Genomic DNA, 16981 nt, shown 5'->3' on the forward strand with positions numbered 1-16981 from the left:
CAAAACCCCCTCCTTTATGGATCCGTTAAACTAATCGCTTTTCATTTCTGTTTTGCCTCAAATACAGTTACACTGTGATCTGCTTGTTAACCAAAATTTTGAGTATCATCACGCAGATAGGGATATTGACTGAGCATTCATTTAATATTCTGTCCGTAATACTGAGACACTTTGAGAGCGGATTTTTATGGCGATGTCTAAATCATATCCCATCTTTTTATTGCTGATTTTTTTAGGGCTGTTTGGTTGGATTTATCAAAACGAAAATAACCAGCTCCAGGTCCAGCAACAACAAGAGCTCAGTAACTTCAAACAATACTTGGGTAATTTTTCCCAGTGGCAAGGCAATGGTGCCGAGCTCTATCAAACTATTTCAGCCCATTACCCACTGCAGTTTTTTCAATATATTGATGATACCGATGGACAGCTCAATTACACCCAAGGTGAGCTCAATTCCCAGGGTTCTCATCCACTCTCTGGATTATTTGCCTTAGATTTAGCTCATACACAAAAACTGGCCGCGGGTCGTTTGCAGGTAAAACTCAGTGCCGACCAAGCGATTGAGACAGCTATCGGCAGCACTCAGCAACTCGGCTTAGTATTGATACTCACCTACCTAATACTCTTGGTTGTGTTTGTATTGCTTAACAACAAGTTAAGATCGGCTATCCGTTATGCGGCTGAGTATATTTCCCACATTCCAGATATGAATTTTTCCGCCATTGAGTCCTCCAAACTCAATGGTGAAATGACACCAGTCAGATTGGCACTCGAAGACTGCCGGCTGCAGCTCAAATCGCAAATGGATACCCTCACCCAAGAAAACCAGAAACTGCATAAGGTGGCTTATCAGGATCCGATCACGGGATTTGGCAGTCGTCCGCGTTTTACCACTAAGTTGGAGAACATTAGTAACCGCAGCGTGCCGCAACTTGGGCTGCTGGCCATGGTTAAAGCGACTGAGCTTTCCCATGTGAACCAATTACAAGGTCGCTCCGCCGGTGACGATTATTTAGCCAGCGTCGCCAATTGCATTCGTAAGGCCTGTTCAAAATATCCCGATTCTGAAAGCTACCGCGTCTCCAGCGCCGATTTTGCGATCTTTTTACCCGATTTAGTGTTAAAAGACGGCCCTAAATTTTTAGAACAACTTAAAGTATTCCTCGATGAATACCAGCAGATGACGAGAGCCGAATCCGTGGCGCACATTGGTTTAGTGCCTTACCAACAGGGTACAGATCCCGTTAACCTGCTCTCCTTGGCGGACACTGCCGTGAGCATAGCCCAAACCTTAGGCCCCAACAGTTTCCATATTCAAGAGAAACTCAATGGTGACGAGCAGTTTGGCGACGATCGTTGGAAAGTGGCAATCAACGACTTAATTAGCCGCCAAGCGCTAAAATTTTTTCAACAACCCATTCAACCTTGCCGCAATGATGTCGAGGTTTACCGCGAGTTACTGGCACGCTTTTACAACAGCGAAGGCAAGTTTTTACCCACCACCACAGTTATCGCCATGGCCGAGCGCCACGGTATGAGCACCGAGTTAGATAAACTCGTGGTGATCAGCACATTAAGAATGCTTAAAGAAAATCCGACCATTAGCGGTAACTTTGGCATCAATATCAGCGCTTTTTCGGCCCATCAAGAACTGTTTGTTGGCTGGTTGCGAGATGTTCTCGGCAAGCACAGATATATCGCCTCACGTCTAGTGTTTGAGATCAACGAGTCCGGTATGCAAGCCAATTTAGGTGCCAGCTATAAGTTCGTCCGTGAGGTTCACAGTGTCGGTTCGCGGGTCTCAATCGAGCGATTTGGGATGAGCTTTACTTCCTTCAAATTCTTCAGCGAAGTGCGCCCAGACTACATTAAGCTCGATGGCAGCTACACCTCATCAATCGATGAAGACAGCAATAATAAGTTCTTCGTGCGGATGATGGTGGATGTGGCAAGACGCATCGGCATTCGTGTTATCGCCACCAGTGTCGAACGTCAGGAGGAAAAACTGACCCTAGAAAAACTCCTCGTCGATGGGCTGCAGGGCTATTATATTGCCCAACCGCAAGCCATTACCTTAACTGACCAAATTTAAGCCAGCGCAGGGTTAACGGAGCGCGCAAATTTACAGTAAAGATAGTTAACCCTGCATTCTATATGTTGTTTATGCAAACGGAAAAGTCGATAATACGGCCAAGATCCGTTTAGACAAGTATTCAGATGAGTGAATATCTCCTGTTGTTGATCAGCACAGTGCTGGTTAACAATTTCGTTTTAGTGAAATTCTTAGGTTTATGTCCATTTATGGGGGTCTCCAGCAAGTTGGAGTCCGCTATCGGCATGTCTATGGCCACGACCTTTGTGTTGACCTTAGCGTCGATTCTCAGTTACCTCGTCAACCAATATCTGTTATTGCCCTTTGACTTAGGTTACCTGCGTACCATGAGCTTTATTCTGGTGATTGCCGTGGTGGTGCAATTTACTGAGATGGTAGTGCAAAAAACCAGTGCGGCTTTACACCGCGCACTCGGTATCTATCTGCCGCTCATCACCACTAACTGCGCCGTACTCGGGGTTGCCCTGTTAAACGTGAACGAAAAACACGATTTTATTCAATCTGCTATCTATGGTTTTGGTGCAGCGGTGGGTTTTTCCTTAGTGTTAATTCTGTTTTCCGCGATGCGTGAACGTTTAGCTGCGGCCGACGTGCCTATGCCTTTCAAAGGCGGCGCGATTGCCATGATCACCGCAGGGCTGATGTCCTTGGCCTTTATGGGATTCACAGGATTGGTTAAATAGATGTCCACCATGTTAATTGCCGTTATTTTATTAACCCTATTGGCATTGTTCTTTGGGGTATTACTCGGATTTGCCGCCTTAAAATTTAAGGTTGAAGGTAATCCCATCGTCGATGAACTCGAAGCGATTCTGCCACAAACCCAATGCGGTCAATGTGGTTATCCCGGCTGCCGCCCCTATGCTGAAGCGATTGCCAATGGCGATAAAGTCAACAAGTGCCCGCCTGGCGGCACTGCGACCATGGAAAAGCTCGCCAGCTTAATGGGTGTAGAACCAGAGCCGCTCAATGCCGAGGCCCAATCCCAAGTCAAAAAAGTCGCCTACATTCGCGAAGATGAATGTATTGGCTGCACTAAATGTATTCAGGCCTGTCCTGTCGACGCCATTATTGGCGCTGGCAAACTCATGCATACCGTGCTCACGGCAGACTGCACAGGTTGCGATCTGTGTGTCGAGCCCTGCCCCGTTGACTGTATCGATATGATCCCTGTGGGCCAAAATCTGAAAAACTGGAACTGGCGCTTAAATGCCATTCCAGTGACTCTTATCCAAGAGACCCCGCACGAAGAAAAGAGAGGATAAGCGGTGCTGACTTTATTAGATCAATTAGATAAAGGAACCCTTTGGCGCTCACCCGGTGGCATTCATCCGCCTGAAGTCAAATTCCTCTCCAACACCACACCGATTTGCCAACTGCCCTTAGCGCAGGAATACCTTGTACCTGTGCCACAGGTGGGCGAAAACTGCACCCTTGCAGTCAAAGTGGGTGACAAAGTATTAAAAGGCGCGCCATTAACTCAAGGCACCTCGATTTGGCATTTGCCAGTACATGCGCCAACCTCTGGCACTGTCGTCGCCATTGAGCCAAGAGCCAGTAACCACGCCTCGGCCTTGCCGGTGAATACCTGCGTGATTGCCGCCGATGGTGAAGACCGCTGGTGCGAGTTAACGCCAGGCTCAATTGAGCTTAGCAATCAAGAGATGATTGCCAAAATCCATGGTGCAGGCATTGCCGGTATGGGCGGCGCCGCCTTCCCAAGCCATATCAAGCTGAATCCCGTCAGTGAAATCGAATTAGTGATTATCAACGGCGTGGAATGTGAGCCTTATATCAGCGCCGACGATCGCTTAATGCGCGAATACAGCCAAGACATTCTAGCGGGTATTGGGATTATCCATCGTCTCCTCGCGCCCAAGCGTATTGTGATTGCTATCGAAGACAACAAGCCCGAAGCCATCAAAGCCATGCAACAGGCGGTGAGTCGATCCACGCTCCCTGCGGGCAGCACGCGGGTGACGGCGATACCAACCAAGTATCCTTCTGGCGGTGAAAAGCAGCTTATTCAGATCATCACGGGGCGTGAAGTGCCCTCAGGCTCCATCCCGGCTAAGCTTGGGATTGTCGTGCATAACGTGGGAACCGCGTTTGCGATTCACCAAGCGGTGACCCAAGGTAAACCGTTGATTGAACGAGTGGTTACCGTTACCGGCCAAAATGTCGGTAAGCCCGGCAACTATTGGTTACCCATAGGCACGCCCGTTGAACATGTGCTCAAATATACTGAATTTAACGCCGAAGCCGATCAAAAAGTGATTATTGGCGGTCCTATGATGGGCCATGCGTTACCCACCATCCAAGTGCCAATTTTAAAGGGCACAAACTGTATTTTGGTGCCAAGCAGTCAAGAGATTGGAACTACTCCAGAGGAAAAGGCCTGTATCCGCTGCGGCGAATGTGCCAACGCCTGCCCAGCACTCTTGCTACCACAACAGCTGTTTTGGCATGCAAAAGCCGAAGAATATGACAAGGCGGCCAGCTACAACCTTAAAGATTGCATCGAATGCGGTTGCTGCAGTTACGTGTGCCCCAGTGATATTCCACTGGTGGAATACTACCGCATCGCTAAATCGGCACTAAAACAAGCCGCCGATGAGAAACATCAAGCCGAGCGCGCCAAACTGCGCTTCGAGGCGCGTATTCAACGCCTCGAAGAAGAAAAACTCGCCCGCGAAGCCAAGGCTAAGGAAGCCGCTGCGCGTCGTCAAGCGACCATGAGCTCAACGGATAAAAATGCCGTTGCCGAAGCCATGGCGCGGATCGCGGCCAAAAAGGCCGCTGCGGCAGAAACCACAGCCGATAACGCGCCAGCCGAAGTCGTGAATGCTGATGCAAACAGCACTGAGGCGCCTAAGGGGAAAGCAGCCGTAGCCGCCGCGATTGCCCGCGCTAAAGCCAAGAAAGCTGCCGCTGCAGCTCAAAGTGCGGATGATGCAGAATCCTCTAAGCAAGCAGTCTCTTCTGAACAAACGGTATCTTCTGAGCAAAGCGAGCCAACTGAGCAGGCTGAGACGTTATCGCAAAAAGATAAAGTCGCCGCAGCCATCGCTCGCGCCAAAGCGAAAAAAGCGGCGTTGAAGGCTGACTCGGATGCTATTGACGACACTGACGTTGCGACAGACAACACAGATAAGCCAGCAACAGAAACGACTGCTAACGCAGAAGTGGATGACAAAAAAGCCAAGGTCGCTGCAGCCGTTGCCCGTGCAAAAGCCAAAAAAGCCGCCGCACAGCAAACTGAATCAACTGATGTTGTTGACGAGCAGCCCAAGCTAGCTGCAGACGCTCAGCCAGCTTCAAGCTCTGAATTTGGCAATGAATCAAGTTCAGTCGCTGAACCAAACGCACCACTGAGTCCCGAAGATGAGAAAAAAGCCAAGGTCGCTGCCGCCGTTGCTCGCGCAAAAGCCAAAAAAGCCGCCGCACAGCAGGCTGAATTGACTGAGGTTACCGAAGTTCAGCTCGAGTTAGTCGCAGATGCTAAGCCAGAATCAGAGTCAGGCTCTATTCCAAGTGCGCCAGTCAGTCCCGAAGATGAGAAGAAAGCCAAGATCGCTGCGGCCGTTGCCCGCGCGAAAGCCAAAAAAGCCGCCGCGCAGCAGGCTGAGTCGACTGAGGTTACCGAAGTTCAGCCCGAGTTAGTCGCAGTTGCTAAGCCGGAATCAGACATTGAGTCAGGTTCTGAACCAGACTCTGAATCAGGCAATAAATCAAGCTCAGTCGCAGAACCAAGCGCGCCACTCAGTCCCGAAGATGAGAAGAAAGCCAAGGTCGCTGCTGCCGTTGCCCGTGCGAAAGCCAAAAAAGCGGCCAGAGAAGCGAATGCGATCAGCGACGCAAATGAATAGCACTGCGGGTTTTAACCTCAGTGCTTTAAAAATGATTAGCTTAAAAATCAGTGACTCAAGATTAGATAAAAGGGATCACAATGGCGTTTAAAATAGCCTCATCACCCCATGTTACCCGTAATTTGCATACTTCAACGGTTATGCAAAGGGTCATTTTATGCTTGTTACCCGGCCTTGTGGTGCAATGCGCCTTTTTCGGCTGGGGCACACTTATTCAAGTGTTACTGGCGATTATTGTCGCCCTAAGCTGTGAAGCTTCGGTAATGAAACTGCGTAACCGCAGCATCAAAGCGAGCTTAAGCGATAACAGCGCTATGCTGACGGCGATCTTAATCGGGGTTGCGATCCCGCCGCTGGCACCTTGGTGGATGATCGTTATGGGCACAGTGTTTGCGATTGTTATCGTCAAACACCTCTACGGTGGCCTAGGCCATAACCTGTTCAACCCCGCGATGGCCGCCTATGTGTTACTGCTGGTATCCTTCCCTGTACAGATGACCAGTTGGATTGCGCCAAGTACGGTTGCGCTCAATACCCCAAGTGTGATCGATAGTTTGCAATTGATCTTCAATGTCGGCGCCCATGGTGGCATGGAGCAATTCCGCCTTGGTATCGATGGGATCAGTATGGCGACTCCGCTCGATACCCTCAAAACCGATCTGTCCTTAGGGCTCACTACCACCGAAAGTATGGCTAAAAGCATATTCGATGGCGGCACTGGCGTAGGTTGGTTTTGGGTCAATTTAGCCTATTTGGCTGGCGGTTTAGTGCTACTTAAATTAAAAGCCATCCGTTGGCATATCAGCACCGGCGTATTGGCGGGATTATTTGTGGCATCGAGCATTGGCTTTTTACTCTCGCCCGATACCCAGGCAAGTCCACTGTTCCATTTATTCTCGGGCGCGACCATGCTCGCCGCCTTCTTTATTGCGACCGATCCTGTCACCGCGGCGACCAGTCCGCGCGGCCGTTTGATTTTCGGCGCATTAATTGGCGTCTTGGTCTATGTCATTCGTACCCAAGGTGGCTACCCCGATGCCTTCGCCTTTGCCGTGCTGCTCGCAAACCTGTGCGCGCCATTTATTGACTACTATGTGCGTCCGCGCACCTATGGCCATTCAGCGCCCTAGGCCTGTGGCAAAAGAATCAAGCATGCTTGAACAAAGATTCTTGAGGAATAAAAGTGAATAATCCAATGATTAAAAATGGTCTGTTACTTGCCCTGTTTGCCTTGCTCTGCACGGGCTTAGTCGCAGTGGTCAATCAACAGACCTTAGACAAAATTAAGCAGCAAGAGCAGCAGGAATTGATGCGCGTGTTGCATCAACTGATCCCTGATGACCTCCATGACAATGAGCTGACCGCGCAATGCACTCTGTTGCAGGATAAAGAGGCGCTCGGCACCGAAGATGCCATGCCCGCCTATATCGCTACCGCTGCCGGTAAACCCGTTGCTATCGCCCTAGAAGCCATCGCCCCCGATGGTTACAACGGCAATATTAAGCTGATTGTGGGCATCAATATCCAAGGTGAAGTGTTAGGCGTGCGCACACTCGCCCACCAAGAAACCCCAGGCCTTGGGGATAAAATCGATTTACGTAAATCCGACTGGGTGACGCAATTCGTCGGTAAAGTGCTTAAATCAGAAGATGATAAGCAATGGCAAGTGCAAAAAGACGGCGGTGATTTCGACCAATTTACTGGCGCTACAATCACACCACGCGCCTATGTGAAAGCGGTTAAGCGCGCCGTATGGTACTTTACTCAGCATCAAGCAGAGATTTTCAGCCAACCTCTGAATTGTGAGGCCAACCATGACTAATTATCGCGAAATTGCCTGGCAAGGACTGTGGAAAAACAACCCAGGCTTAGTGCAATTACTGGGTTTGTGTCCCCTGTTAGCCGTAACGGCCACCCTCACCAACGCCCTCGGGCTTGGGGTCGCCACTATGTTGGTGCTGATAGGCTCAAACATTTTAGTCTCGTTGGTACGTGACTATGTGCCTAAGGAAATCCGTATCCCCGTGTTTGTGATGATCATTGCCGCGCTGGTGACGGCGGTGCAACTACTGATCAACGCCTACGCCTATGGCCTGTATTTGTCCTTAGGGATCTTCTTGCCGCTGATTGTGACCAACTGCATTATCATTGGCCGCGCCGAAGCGTTTGCCTCCCGTAATAATGCCTTTAGCGCCGCCTTCGATGGACTGATGATGGGGCTTGGTTTTACCTTAGTCTTAGCGGTTCTTGGCGCAACGCGCGAAATTCTCGGCCAAGGCACCCTTTTTGATGGCGCCGACCAACTGCTCGGCCCATGGGCTAAAGCCTTAACGATTCAGGTATGGCAAGTCGATACCCCCTTCCTGCTGGCGATGTTACCACCCGGCGCCTTTATTGTGATGGGCCTACTTATCGCCCTGAAAAACGTTATCGATAAAAAGCTTAAAGAGCGTCAACCCAAAGCGGCTGTACAACCAAGTGTAACTCGGGCACGGATCACCAAAGTGAGTTAAGCCCTTATTGAGATAACAGCTTAAGTAGTGGGTTTAGCGTTAAACCCACTACTTACAAGGATCACTATGAATCAAGAAAAACGCATCCAAATCCTCACCCGCCTTCGCGAAAACAATCCCAAACCCGAAACCGAGCTGAATTTCTCCAGTCCCTTTGAATTACTGGTGGCGGTGACTTTATCGGCGCAGGCAACCGATGTGAGCGTGAATAAGGCGACCGATAAACTGTTTCCAGTCGCCAATACCGCCCACAGTATTTATGCCTTAGGCGTGGATGGATTAAAGGAATATATCAAGACGATTGGCTTGTATAACAACAAGGCCATTAATGTGATTAAAGCCTGTGAGATCTTGATTGAAAAATACAATGGCGAAGTTCCGGAGGACAGAGAGGCGCTAGAGTCGCTTCCTGGTGTCGGTCGTAAAACCGCCAACGTGGTGCTTAATACCGCCTTTGGCTGGCCGACCATCGCCGTCGACACCCATATCTTTCGCATGGCAAACCGCACTAAATTTGCCCCCGGTAAAAACGTGGTCGAAGTCGAGGAGCGCATGTTAAAGGTTGTTCCCGCCGAATTTAAAGTCGATGTACACCACTGGTTTATTCTGCATGGCCGCTATACCTGTCTGGCTCGCAAACCGCGCTGTGGGAGTTGCATAATTGAGGACCTTTGCGAGTTTAAGGAAAAGGTCTATCCCGAAGAATAAGGGCGCCATATGGCTGTTGTTAAGCACTTTAACTAACGGAATGAACAAGTAGTAACAAGGGCTTTCAATCTTGCTGAAAGCCCTTTTGTTATTAGCGCTGTTTTAGCACCGTTCTAAGCACTGTGATTAGTAGTTTGATTAGTACTGTGGCGCAGATTAATCGTTTTGCTGAGCGGCTTTTTGCTGCAATAGGGCGAGCAATTCTTCATATTTGGGCCCTTGGCCAAACTGAGGTAGCGCGACCGCAAAGACCACCAGCGCAAAGGCAATATAAATCGCGTACCGGTGACTCCAAAATCCTGCCAGCAGCGTAAGCGTGCCTAAGATAAGTAAAATAATCACCCCAACTCGCACCCGCTGCGCCATTTGCACTTTTTGTTTCGCGGCAGTGATTAGCGCAAGTTCTGCATTCGTAAATTCCATATCCAATCCTTTGCAGTCAGCCTATCCGATAAAAAATAACCCTCAGGCACAGTTTGCACCTGAGGGCCTTTTTACTGCAAACAATTTACTAGCGGTATTACTGAACTAACACCGCCTCGGGTACGGGCCATTGGCTAACCAACCATTCACCCTGCCAATTTTGAATCGACACCCACAAGCTGTCCGTTGCCGCTAACTTAGCGCCAGTAATCGCATGCACATGCTGGCCATGTTTGCTGCCATGCAACACTCCATTTTCGCCTTTTTGTAGGGCTTCTAAAGGCAGAGCCTCTGGGCCGATATTGGCATAACCTTGGCGAATATGGGCCACATTGCCCTGTTCAAAGATCAACATAAAATCTTTTACGTACTCATCGTGGTGCTTATAAGGTGCCTTTAAATCTAACGGCATTGGCGCGATTTTAAATTCACCTAATTGCTGACTCGGCCACGCGGGGGGAAAACTCGGGTTAAGCGACTGATAGAGAAACACTAAGGGTAAGATCAAAATCAAACCACTGAGCTTGTATTTATGTTTTAACCAAAATACCGATGATGCCATTAGCGTGCCTCCCCTAACATATCTGCGGCTAAGTCTTTGGTTTCGGCCTGTTTAAAGGCACGGACATGGCGTAATCCCCACATCATAAAACCGGTGATCGACATGCCCGAAAGCACTAGCCCAAAGAAGAACCAAATCAATTTAGTCCAAATCCCGCCTAAGGTGCCGTAATGCAGCGGATCGGCAATATGCATTAAGGTTTGCATACCTGTCATGGTGTCTGGCGAGGTCGCGCTAGCAATCTCACCCGTCCACGGATTGATACTGAGGTTGTAGGAATATTGATCGTAGAAAATATGATCGCCACTACCACTCAAATGATACATATCCCGTTGATGCTCAGGCAGCATCACATAACTTGGCTGAAAATCGGGAAAGCGCTGCTTCGCTAAACTTAAGGCCTCAGTAAAAGAAACATTGGCGCTTGGCGCTTGTGGATCACCCGCTTGCATCAGCGGCACTTGCTCGGCGGCAATCATAGGCGCATGGGGCTCGATATCAATATCCGCATGCCAGAAGATAGCTTGGACTAAATACCACAGCCCTGTCAGGCTCATAATTGCAATAAACCAAATCGACCAGACGCCGGATAATTTATGCAAATCAGAGAGTAAAGTTTTCTTCCCTTGGGTAAGTCTAAGTTTGGGTGCAAAAAAGCTGCGCCAAAAACGCTTATAAACGATTAACCCAGTAATCAATGAAGCAAGCATCATGAGTGCCATAGAACAAACAAGGTAATAGCCGACGCTGTAACCGCTTTGCCAAGGAAACAACAGCCAACCATGCAAAGAACGCATAAAGCCAATAAAGGTTAGACCTTCGTTTATCTGCTGAATTTGTCCCGTATATTGATTCACATAGGCGATAGCATAAGGTTTATCAGCATCGGTAAAGGTAATCGCATTGACTAAGTAAGGCTCAAAGGTCATAGCACCCATCACCTGCGCATTCGGATAGGCCTTTTCGACCACCAGCATTAATTCATCGACGGGTTTCGCGGGCAGCTCTTCTGGATTGAGCGCACGGGCAGCGGGGTTGGTCAGCCAAGTCAGTTCATGACTGAGTACGGCAACCGTGCCCGTTAAGCAGATAAAACTGAATAAAATCCAGATGGGCAAAGATACCCAACCGTGTAACATAAACCAGAAGCGATTACTTATTTTCGCCATGGGGGACTGTTCCTACCTCTTTTAGAATCCCGATAGTGTAAGGTTAATACGAATTGTTATCAATACGACATATTGATAATACGATAGGTTTATAAGATTTGTCACAAATTAAGCAGATGTGAGAGTTGGCGAGACAGCTGACTGACGCTAATAATGCGTATCGATTTGATGCGAATAGATTTGATGCGTATAGATTTCAACACTCACACTTAATCATAGGCTTGCCTACATGTTTAAAGCATTAGCTCCCCTCGTCTTTGTTACATGCTGTTTTGCAGCCAACGCCGATACCATCAGTGTTGAAAAAGTCTCTGATCAACTACAGCTATTGAAGGGTGTGGACTACGGAACCAATATCGGTGTGCTATCAACGAGCGAGGGCTTAGTGCTTATCGACCCTATGCCAGGGGATGAACACTTAGATGCCTTAAGTCGTACCGTTCAATCCCTCTATGGCAAACCCGTTAAGTTTATCTTGAATACCCATGAACACGCCGATCATACCGGCGGTAATCAATATTTTATCCAACAAGGTGCCAGCTTAGCGCCAACACAAAGCCTAGCCTCAGCGCAGCCATTCTTGGCAGAGATAGTGACCATCCAAGTTTCATCCCATTCTGCCGCCGACAGGATCTATTTTCATCCGCAAAGCAACAGCCTATTTGTCGGCGATATTGTCGATAACAGCTAGCACCCCACATTTTATGCCGGTGGCATACGCGGCTTTAATGCGGCAATCAACCACATTTTACGCCTCGGCGATGAAGACAGCCTTATCGTGCCGGGACATGGTAAGCCAAGTAATAAAGCATCACTTCGCAGCTTTCAGCAAAACACCAACGATTGGGTACACTTGATTGAGACACAGCTAGATGCGGGCAAAAGTGTGGAGGACATCATTCAACATCCACAGGTCGCGCCCCTTATTGCACGCTTTAATCAGGAGGGTAAATCCCCTTTTCTACCGCCAAAGGCTTTAAGGAGATTTATCGAAAGAACCATTAGCGTGATTGAAAAAGCGCGTCTTAGCACACCAGCCAATAGCAACTAAATCATTCAGTGAGCCATTTAGTTAACTCACTAAAAACGCTAAATAATGAGTTCAAAAAGGCGTTCGATGGCATCAGGTTGCAAGTGTGTATTTATACGCTAAGCTCCCCATCAAACCTTGATAAAACAGTCTAACGTACTGTTATTGTGAAATTTTATTCATGAATCTACCGAGCATCGATAGGGAATAGCCCTTTAGTCAGCGGGGAAGTTCCAGTACAATTAGCCTCTTTGTTTTACAGAGTCCTTGCGAGTATGTCCTATCCACAGCCCTTAGCCGATGCGCCTCAATCACATACGCATATGCACCGTCAATTGGCTGAGCCACAACCCAGGATTTCGTTAAGCACATTAGCCGAGCAGCTCAAGCTTGAGCAGGCCACCATTATCGGTAACGCTTCGGGCGACTGGCAACCCGCAAACAAAGGACTCACCTTTATCTTTAATGGCACCCAATGCCCCGAAGATGTATCTTCCCATGGCCAAGTGGTCAATATTGCCAATGGTGGCTTTGCCGAATCTCAGTATGCCTTCGAAGTGCAAGGTCATCCCCAAGGCGTGCAACTGGCAAAGGCTCTGACCCAAGTCGCAACCGATCTCACCCCTTCCCTCGGCTGCTGGCCTTCATCGGGCCTAACCACAGTCGTGTTAATGATGTCATTAGCCAAAAAGGTACAAGTTCAGCGGATGTCGCTGTTGCCGAGCTTACAGCGCAGTATGGACCTGCCAGACAACATTCATTTGCCTTGTATGGTACACAACTGGCTCGGGGAGAGAAGAATCGCCCAAACGCTGCTATGCGAGCGTATCGATTGGCCGGAATTTACCTTAACACCGTGGGAGAGCATGCCTAAGGCCTGTGAGACTAATGGCGCAGAGAGTAAACCAACTCACCACACTGACCGAAACGAACGATTTGAAGATCCCTTCAGCCAACTGGATTTACTCAGGCAATCCACACTTACGCCAAACGTAAGTGAGCAAACAAAGCAACAACTACGTGAACAGTTTGCCAAACTCGCCCTTACACCCAGTGCGATTTGGCAACAATTTGCTGAAAAATCGAAGCTTAAAGCATGCGAGTCACTGTTTTTTAATCATCAGCCCGAAAGCCAAATCAGCCCTTGGTATCTGATGGATTATGCCGCCTCGCAGACCCTCGATGCCATTCGCTACCAGCTCGCCTATTGCCAGCAGCAACTCACGGACTAGCGCATCAGATTTATCCGGTTTTCCCTAACGCCATGCCTAATGGCTCAAAGTAGGCAATCAAGGCATTGAAGATACGTTGTCTATGTGGCTCATCGGGGTAGGCCCCTTCCTTTGCCAGCGCTGAATAGCGCGTGCCAGAGACTAAATAGGGATTTTGGATCCCTTGATAGGATTCGATACAGGCCTCAAAGGCCCTCGCCATCATTTCCGTCGGCTTAGCAAAATACTGCGCGCCATAACGCTTATCTAAAGCTATTGCGCGGCGGACATAATCACTCGGCTCTAAATTGTCCTCGGAGAGTAATGTCACTCGAAAAATTTCGGCTAAACGCTGATTTAGCGGATGCTCAATGAGCGGCTGATCCGCAAGCCAGAGATCGCTGGCGCACTTAAAACGCCCCGTGGCGCGCGAAAACGCCTTAGGGGCAACATAGTGGTCAAACGCATGCCAAAACTCATGGGCCAGCGCTCCTGCTCCCGCATTTTTCGCTAATGCCAATTCTCGCGCCCCTGGCGCATAGTGTGCCTGCACACCCTTTTGCCCACCATGGCCAAAGGCAAGGCTTAAGGTTTGCCTTAGCCCTAAGGTCAACGGCGGTAAATTGAGGATAAAGGCAAGATCTGCCAGCGAATCAAATACCAAATTCGCAGCAATTAATGACTCCTCGCGCGTGACCCAACGTCCCACACGTACATGGCTAAAACCAAATGTTTGCTTCACATCGAGAAAAGTCATTTGCTCCCCAAAGCGATAATCGGGGCCATGACGATGGTATTGCTGATGGATTAGCACGCGATCCCTTAAAACGGCAAGTGAAAGGTCGAGGACAGTTATTCTAAGTGAAACAAAACAGCATTTACAGTCCAGCCCCTCAACGAGGCAAGGCGCTTTAATACTCACATAAACACTCACATAAACAATGACACAGACACAAAATTCATTTTGAGTATTTATTCGCGAATTTGCATAAATAAAACTATAACCCTCGGAAATTTTCTAACAAATATGCAAATCAACGAATAGTCATTCAGAAATGGATGTGAGTGGTTTATTTATCATCAGTCTGGAGGGAAATCGCGGGGGCTGTTGTTTAAGCTAATTGGGGCCTTGGCTAATGGGATCTAAGCTAATTGGAGCTAGGCTAACCAAAAGCGGAAATACGCAGGCAATTGACCTGTCCAACGTTTAAAGGAACGCCTGAAATTACTGGCATCACTAAAGGATAGAGAATTGGCAATCGTGTGCGCATCTTGCTCGGGTTCGGCTAAAAAATACAGCGCCCGGATCAAACGCGTTTCGTCGACAAGTTGCCCGTAACTTAAGCCCATCTCCGTCAGGCGGCGTTTCAAGGTTGCGGGGCTCATCTCCAGCGATTGTGCCATCTCTGGCAAGGAAAGAGTGCTGCGCATCAGTTTAAGGCGGATCCCACCCGCCAACCCAAGGCGAAACTCGTGCGCTAACAACGCTTGGCGAGCCGCGAGGGTCATATTCGGCGCTGGAGCGATATCTGGCGCTGACATTATGTTTGGCGCCTGATCCAGCCTATTCTGACGAGACACGATAGGTTGCGACGCTGTGGCTTGAGTTACGATAGTTTGCGACGCTGTGGCTTGAGATACTAAGGTTAGTGAGTCACCCGCAGAATGACTAGCGCTAAGATGAATGAGATTGTCATCCCTCTCTTCCCCAGTTGATACGGCATAGGCCGCGCTCTGGCGCGCAAATAATGAGGGTAGACGCAACTGGGCTTTAGTCATTGAAATCCGGCAAAGGGGCGCATCGAAACTTAAGTCGGTACCAAAGTATTTATAGTAATGGGCCAAATTATCCGGCGCGCGGTAGGGAAAACACAGACTGCCACGCCAAGCTTGCCCAAGCAGCTGCTTACAGGCAGCGGTGAGCGACGACAGACTCAGCTCAATCAAAAATTGCCGATGGCGCTGCATACCTAAGTCAAGACTCACGAGATAATGCCACTCATGCTCGCCTTGACAGCACCAAGTTTGCAGCCAGGGCTGAGTGAGCCAATGATACTTATGCCAAACGCGGCTTAATGCCTGTAAATCCTGCGCGCAAAACATGGCCGCCGTCAGCGCGCCGCTTTGGGATGGCAACCAACGTTGACCCAATAAAAAACTTAAATCGCCACTTGGCCACAGGGAGAGCGCATTATCCAGCAGTCGTGATAATTGCTTGGGGCTAATAAGGTGATCGGGTTTACGAATATCCGCGATAAAAATCCCCGTCCCGCGCAGTAACTTATCAGTATCCAGTTCACGCTGCTTAAACAACATTACTAAACTTGCCACCAGCAATTGGCTATCGATACATTTATCCTGCCATGTGGCGAGCGCGCGCATCAGTTAAGCCCGCTTTCAGTCGAGGTGCTGCGCGAATGAAACGGCTGAGTGAAAGGTGCCGCTGAGGCGCGATACACTTTTTGCTGTGATATTTTTTGATTCAATAATTGCAACAGCGTTGCAGCCTCAGCCTTTGGACTATTCTGCTTGTCCTGCCTATCCAATGCTTTAGGAGAGGGTAGCGTCCAAACCACTGAAACAGAGCAGCCCAACTCCCTCACCCCTTGCTGTATCTGCTCTGCCATCACACTCACTAATGGCGGAATGGCGCCGCACATCAGAATGATAAAGCGATCGCCAGCATAACGGCAGACTAAATCCGGACTTCTTAGGTTCGCGCTTAACCACAATGCTAACTGGGACAACAGCCTATCGCCCTCTTCAACGCCGTTTGATTCGTTGTATTGATGAAAATTATCGACATCAAGCATAATCAGACCAAATGATTGATTTTGCGATATTTGTCTAATGAGATGCTGTTCGAATGCCTTGGCATCATTGAGCAGGGTCAAGCCGTCGGTTAACTGATGTTCGCGGTGAAACTGCTCCCGAGTTTGTAGCTGGCGATTCACGACGGTTTGCTCATCGCGCCATAACCATAAACCGTAGGTCAACACCAGCAGCCCGACAGGCGTGGGCATCTTTTCAAACCAGTTATATACAGGAATGGTTTTGACAATAAAAATCTCGTCCAGTAAATCCAAATAACAACCCAAACAATAGCTTGAGAGGCCCGCAATCAACAGATTTGTCACTCTACCCGAGGGGCGCACCGAGACCATCACCATCAGCCAGCACATGCCGAGCACAAATAAGGCGCCCTCGGTAACCACATCAAACCAATCCACCGCCGTTACGGTTTTGGCCGTAGTGCTCTGCCAAAGCAGTAAAGGCACCATAAAGATGATCAGCAGACTCACGCCATAGACGCTGGCGAGTCGTAATGATTTTGCAGGAGTTTCCAAAATACACACCTTGTTTAATAAAGCCCTAAAGGGAAA

Annotated in this window: 16 protein-coding genes; 10 read left to right on the plus strand and 6 right to left on the minus strand. The window is 48.9% G+C overall.

The features are described 5' to 3' along the window. The first annotated feature begins 187 nt into the window (after positions 1–187). The 8 genes from CBX96_RS06255 to nth all read left to right on the plus strand — a co-directional run bounded on the left by CBX96_RS06255 (position 188) and on the right by nth (position 9203). A complete protein-coding gene (locus CBX96_RS06255; protein ID WP_109286095.1) occupies positions 188–2092 on the plus strand; it encodes a GGDEF domain-containing protein in 1905 nt (634 codons plus the stop codon). A 125-nt stretch (positions 2093–2217) separates the two neighbouring features. Further along, positions 2218–2796 carry an electron transport complex subunit RsxA gene (gene rsxA, locus CBX96_RS06260; protein WP_011622827.1) on the plus strand — a complete coding sequence of 193 codons (579 nt, stop codon included), beginning with the start codon at positions 2218–2220 and terminating at the stop codon, positions 2794–2796. Beyond that, complete coding sequence (gene rsxB, locus CBX96_RS06265; RefSeq protein WP_011626120.1) at positions 2797–3378, plus strand: electron transport complex subunit RsxB; 582 nt, start codon at positions 2797–2799, stop codon at positions 3376–3378. A gap of 3 nt (positions 3379–3381) precedes the next feature. Continuing rightward, the gene (gene rsxC, locus CBX96_RS06270; RefSeq protein WP_109286096.1) at positions 3382–5982 is read left to right on the plus strand and encodes an electron transport complex subunit RsxC; all 2601 of its coding nucleotides are present in this window, start codon (positions 3382–3384) and stop codon (positions 5980–5982) included. Between the two features lie 80 nt (positions 5983–6062). Continuing rightward, positions 6063–7112: an electron transport complex subunit RsxD gene (gene rsxD / locus CBX96_RS06275; protein WP_109286097.1), complete on the plus strand. Its 1050-nt coding sequence runs from the start codon at positions 6063–6065 to the stop codon at positions 7110–7112. Between the two features lie 53 nt (positions 7113–7165). Next, on the plus strand, positions 7166–7804 hold the full coding sequence (gene rsxG, locus CBX96_RS06280; protein ID WP_109286098.1) for an electron transport complex subunit RsxG: 639 nt from the start codon (positions 7166–7168) through the stop codon (positions 7802–7804). Next, positions 7797–8495, plus strand: a complete 699-nt coding sequence (locus tag CBX96_RS06285; RefSeq protein ID WP_109286099.1) for an electron transport complex subunit E — start codon at positions 7797–7799, stop codon at positions 8493–8495. The genes rsxG and CBX96_RS06285 overlap by 8 nt, the downstream gene beginning before the upstream one ends. Positions 8496–8561: 66 nt before the next feature. Further along, the gene (nth, locus tag CBX96_RS06290; RefSeq protein ID WP_011626118.1) at positions 8562–9203 is read left to right on the plus strand and encodes an endonuclease III; all 642 of its coding nucleotides are present in this window, start codon (positions 8562–8564) and stop codon (positions 9201–9203) included. Between the two features lie 156 nt (positions 9204–9359). Here nth and CBX96_RS06295 read toward each other — a convergent pair whose 3' ends face one another. The 3 genes from CBX96_RS06295 to CBX96_RS06305 form a co-directional block, all read right to left on the minus strand. Continuing rightward, positions 9360–9626: a hypothetical protein gene (locus CBX96_RS06295; RefSeq protein WP_109286100.1), complete on the minus strand. Its 267-nt coding sequence runs from the start codon at positions 9624–9626 to the stop codon at positions 9360–9362. A 97-nt stretch (positions 9627–9723) separates the two neighbouring features. Further along, positions 9724–10188, minus strand: coding sequence for a hypothetical protein (locus CBX96_RS06300; protein WP_109286101.1), 465 nt, complete (start codon positions 10186–10188; stop codon positions 9724–9726). Continuing rightward, positions 10188–11357: a PepSY domain-containing protein gene (locus CBX96_RS06305; RefSeq protein ID WP_109286102.1), complete on the minus strand. Its 1170-nt coding sequence runs from the start codon at positions 11355–11357 to the stop codon at positions 10188–10190. Before CBX96_RS06305 ends, CBX96_RS06300 begins: the two co-directional genes overlap by 1 nt. A 229-nt stretch (positions 11358–11586) precedes the next feature. On the opposite strand from CBX96_RS06305, the gene CBX96_RS21650 reads away from it, so the two are divergent. Then, a complete protein-coding gene (locus CBX96_RS21650) occupies positions 11587–12048 on the plus strand; it encodes an MBL fold metallo-hydrolase (protein WP_258294184.1) in 462 nt (153 codons plus the stop codon). A gap of 614 nt (positions 12049–12662) precedes the next feature. Next, the gene (locus tag CBX96_RS06315) at positions 12663–13619 is read left to right on the plus strand and encodes a hypothetical protein (RefSeq protein ID WP_011626111.1); all 957 of its coding nucleotides are present in this window, start codon (positions 12663–12665) and stop codon (positions 13617–13619) included. Between the two features lie 10 nt (positions 13620–13629). Here CBX96_RS06315 and CBX96_RS06320 read toward each other — a convergent pair whose 3' ends face one another. The 3 genes from CBX96_RS06320 to CBX96_RS06330 all read right to left on the minus strand — a co-directional run bounded on the left by CBX96_RS06320 (position 13630) and on the right by CBX96_RS06330 (position 16945). Then, complete coding sequence (locus CBX96_RS06320) at positions 13630–14412, minus strand: CLCA_X family protein (protein ID WP_011626110.1); 783 nt, start codon at positions 14410–14412, stop codon at positions 13630–13632. 344 nt (positions 14413–14756) lie between these two features. Next, on the minus strand, positions 14757–15980 hold the full coding sequence (locus CBX96_RS06325; protein WP_011626109.1) for an AraC family transcriptional regulator: 1224 nt from the start codon (positions 15978–15980) through the stop codon (positions 14757–14759). After that, entirely contained in the window at positions 15980–16945 is a 966-nt protein-coding gene (locus tag CBX96_RS06330; RefSeq protein ID WP_011626108.1) for a sensor domain-containing diguanylate cyclase, read from the minus strand. The genes CBX96_RS06325 and CBX96_RS06330 overlap by 1 nt, the downstream gene beginning before the upstream one ends. Positions 16946–16981: the final 36 nt, after the last annotated feature.

The sequence above is a fragment of the Shewanella sp. BC20 genome (assembly GCF_003129585.1).
GTDB lineage: Bacteria > Pseudomonadota > Gammaproteobacteria > Enterobacterales > Shewanellaceae > Shewanella > Shewanella seohaensis.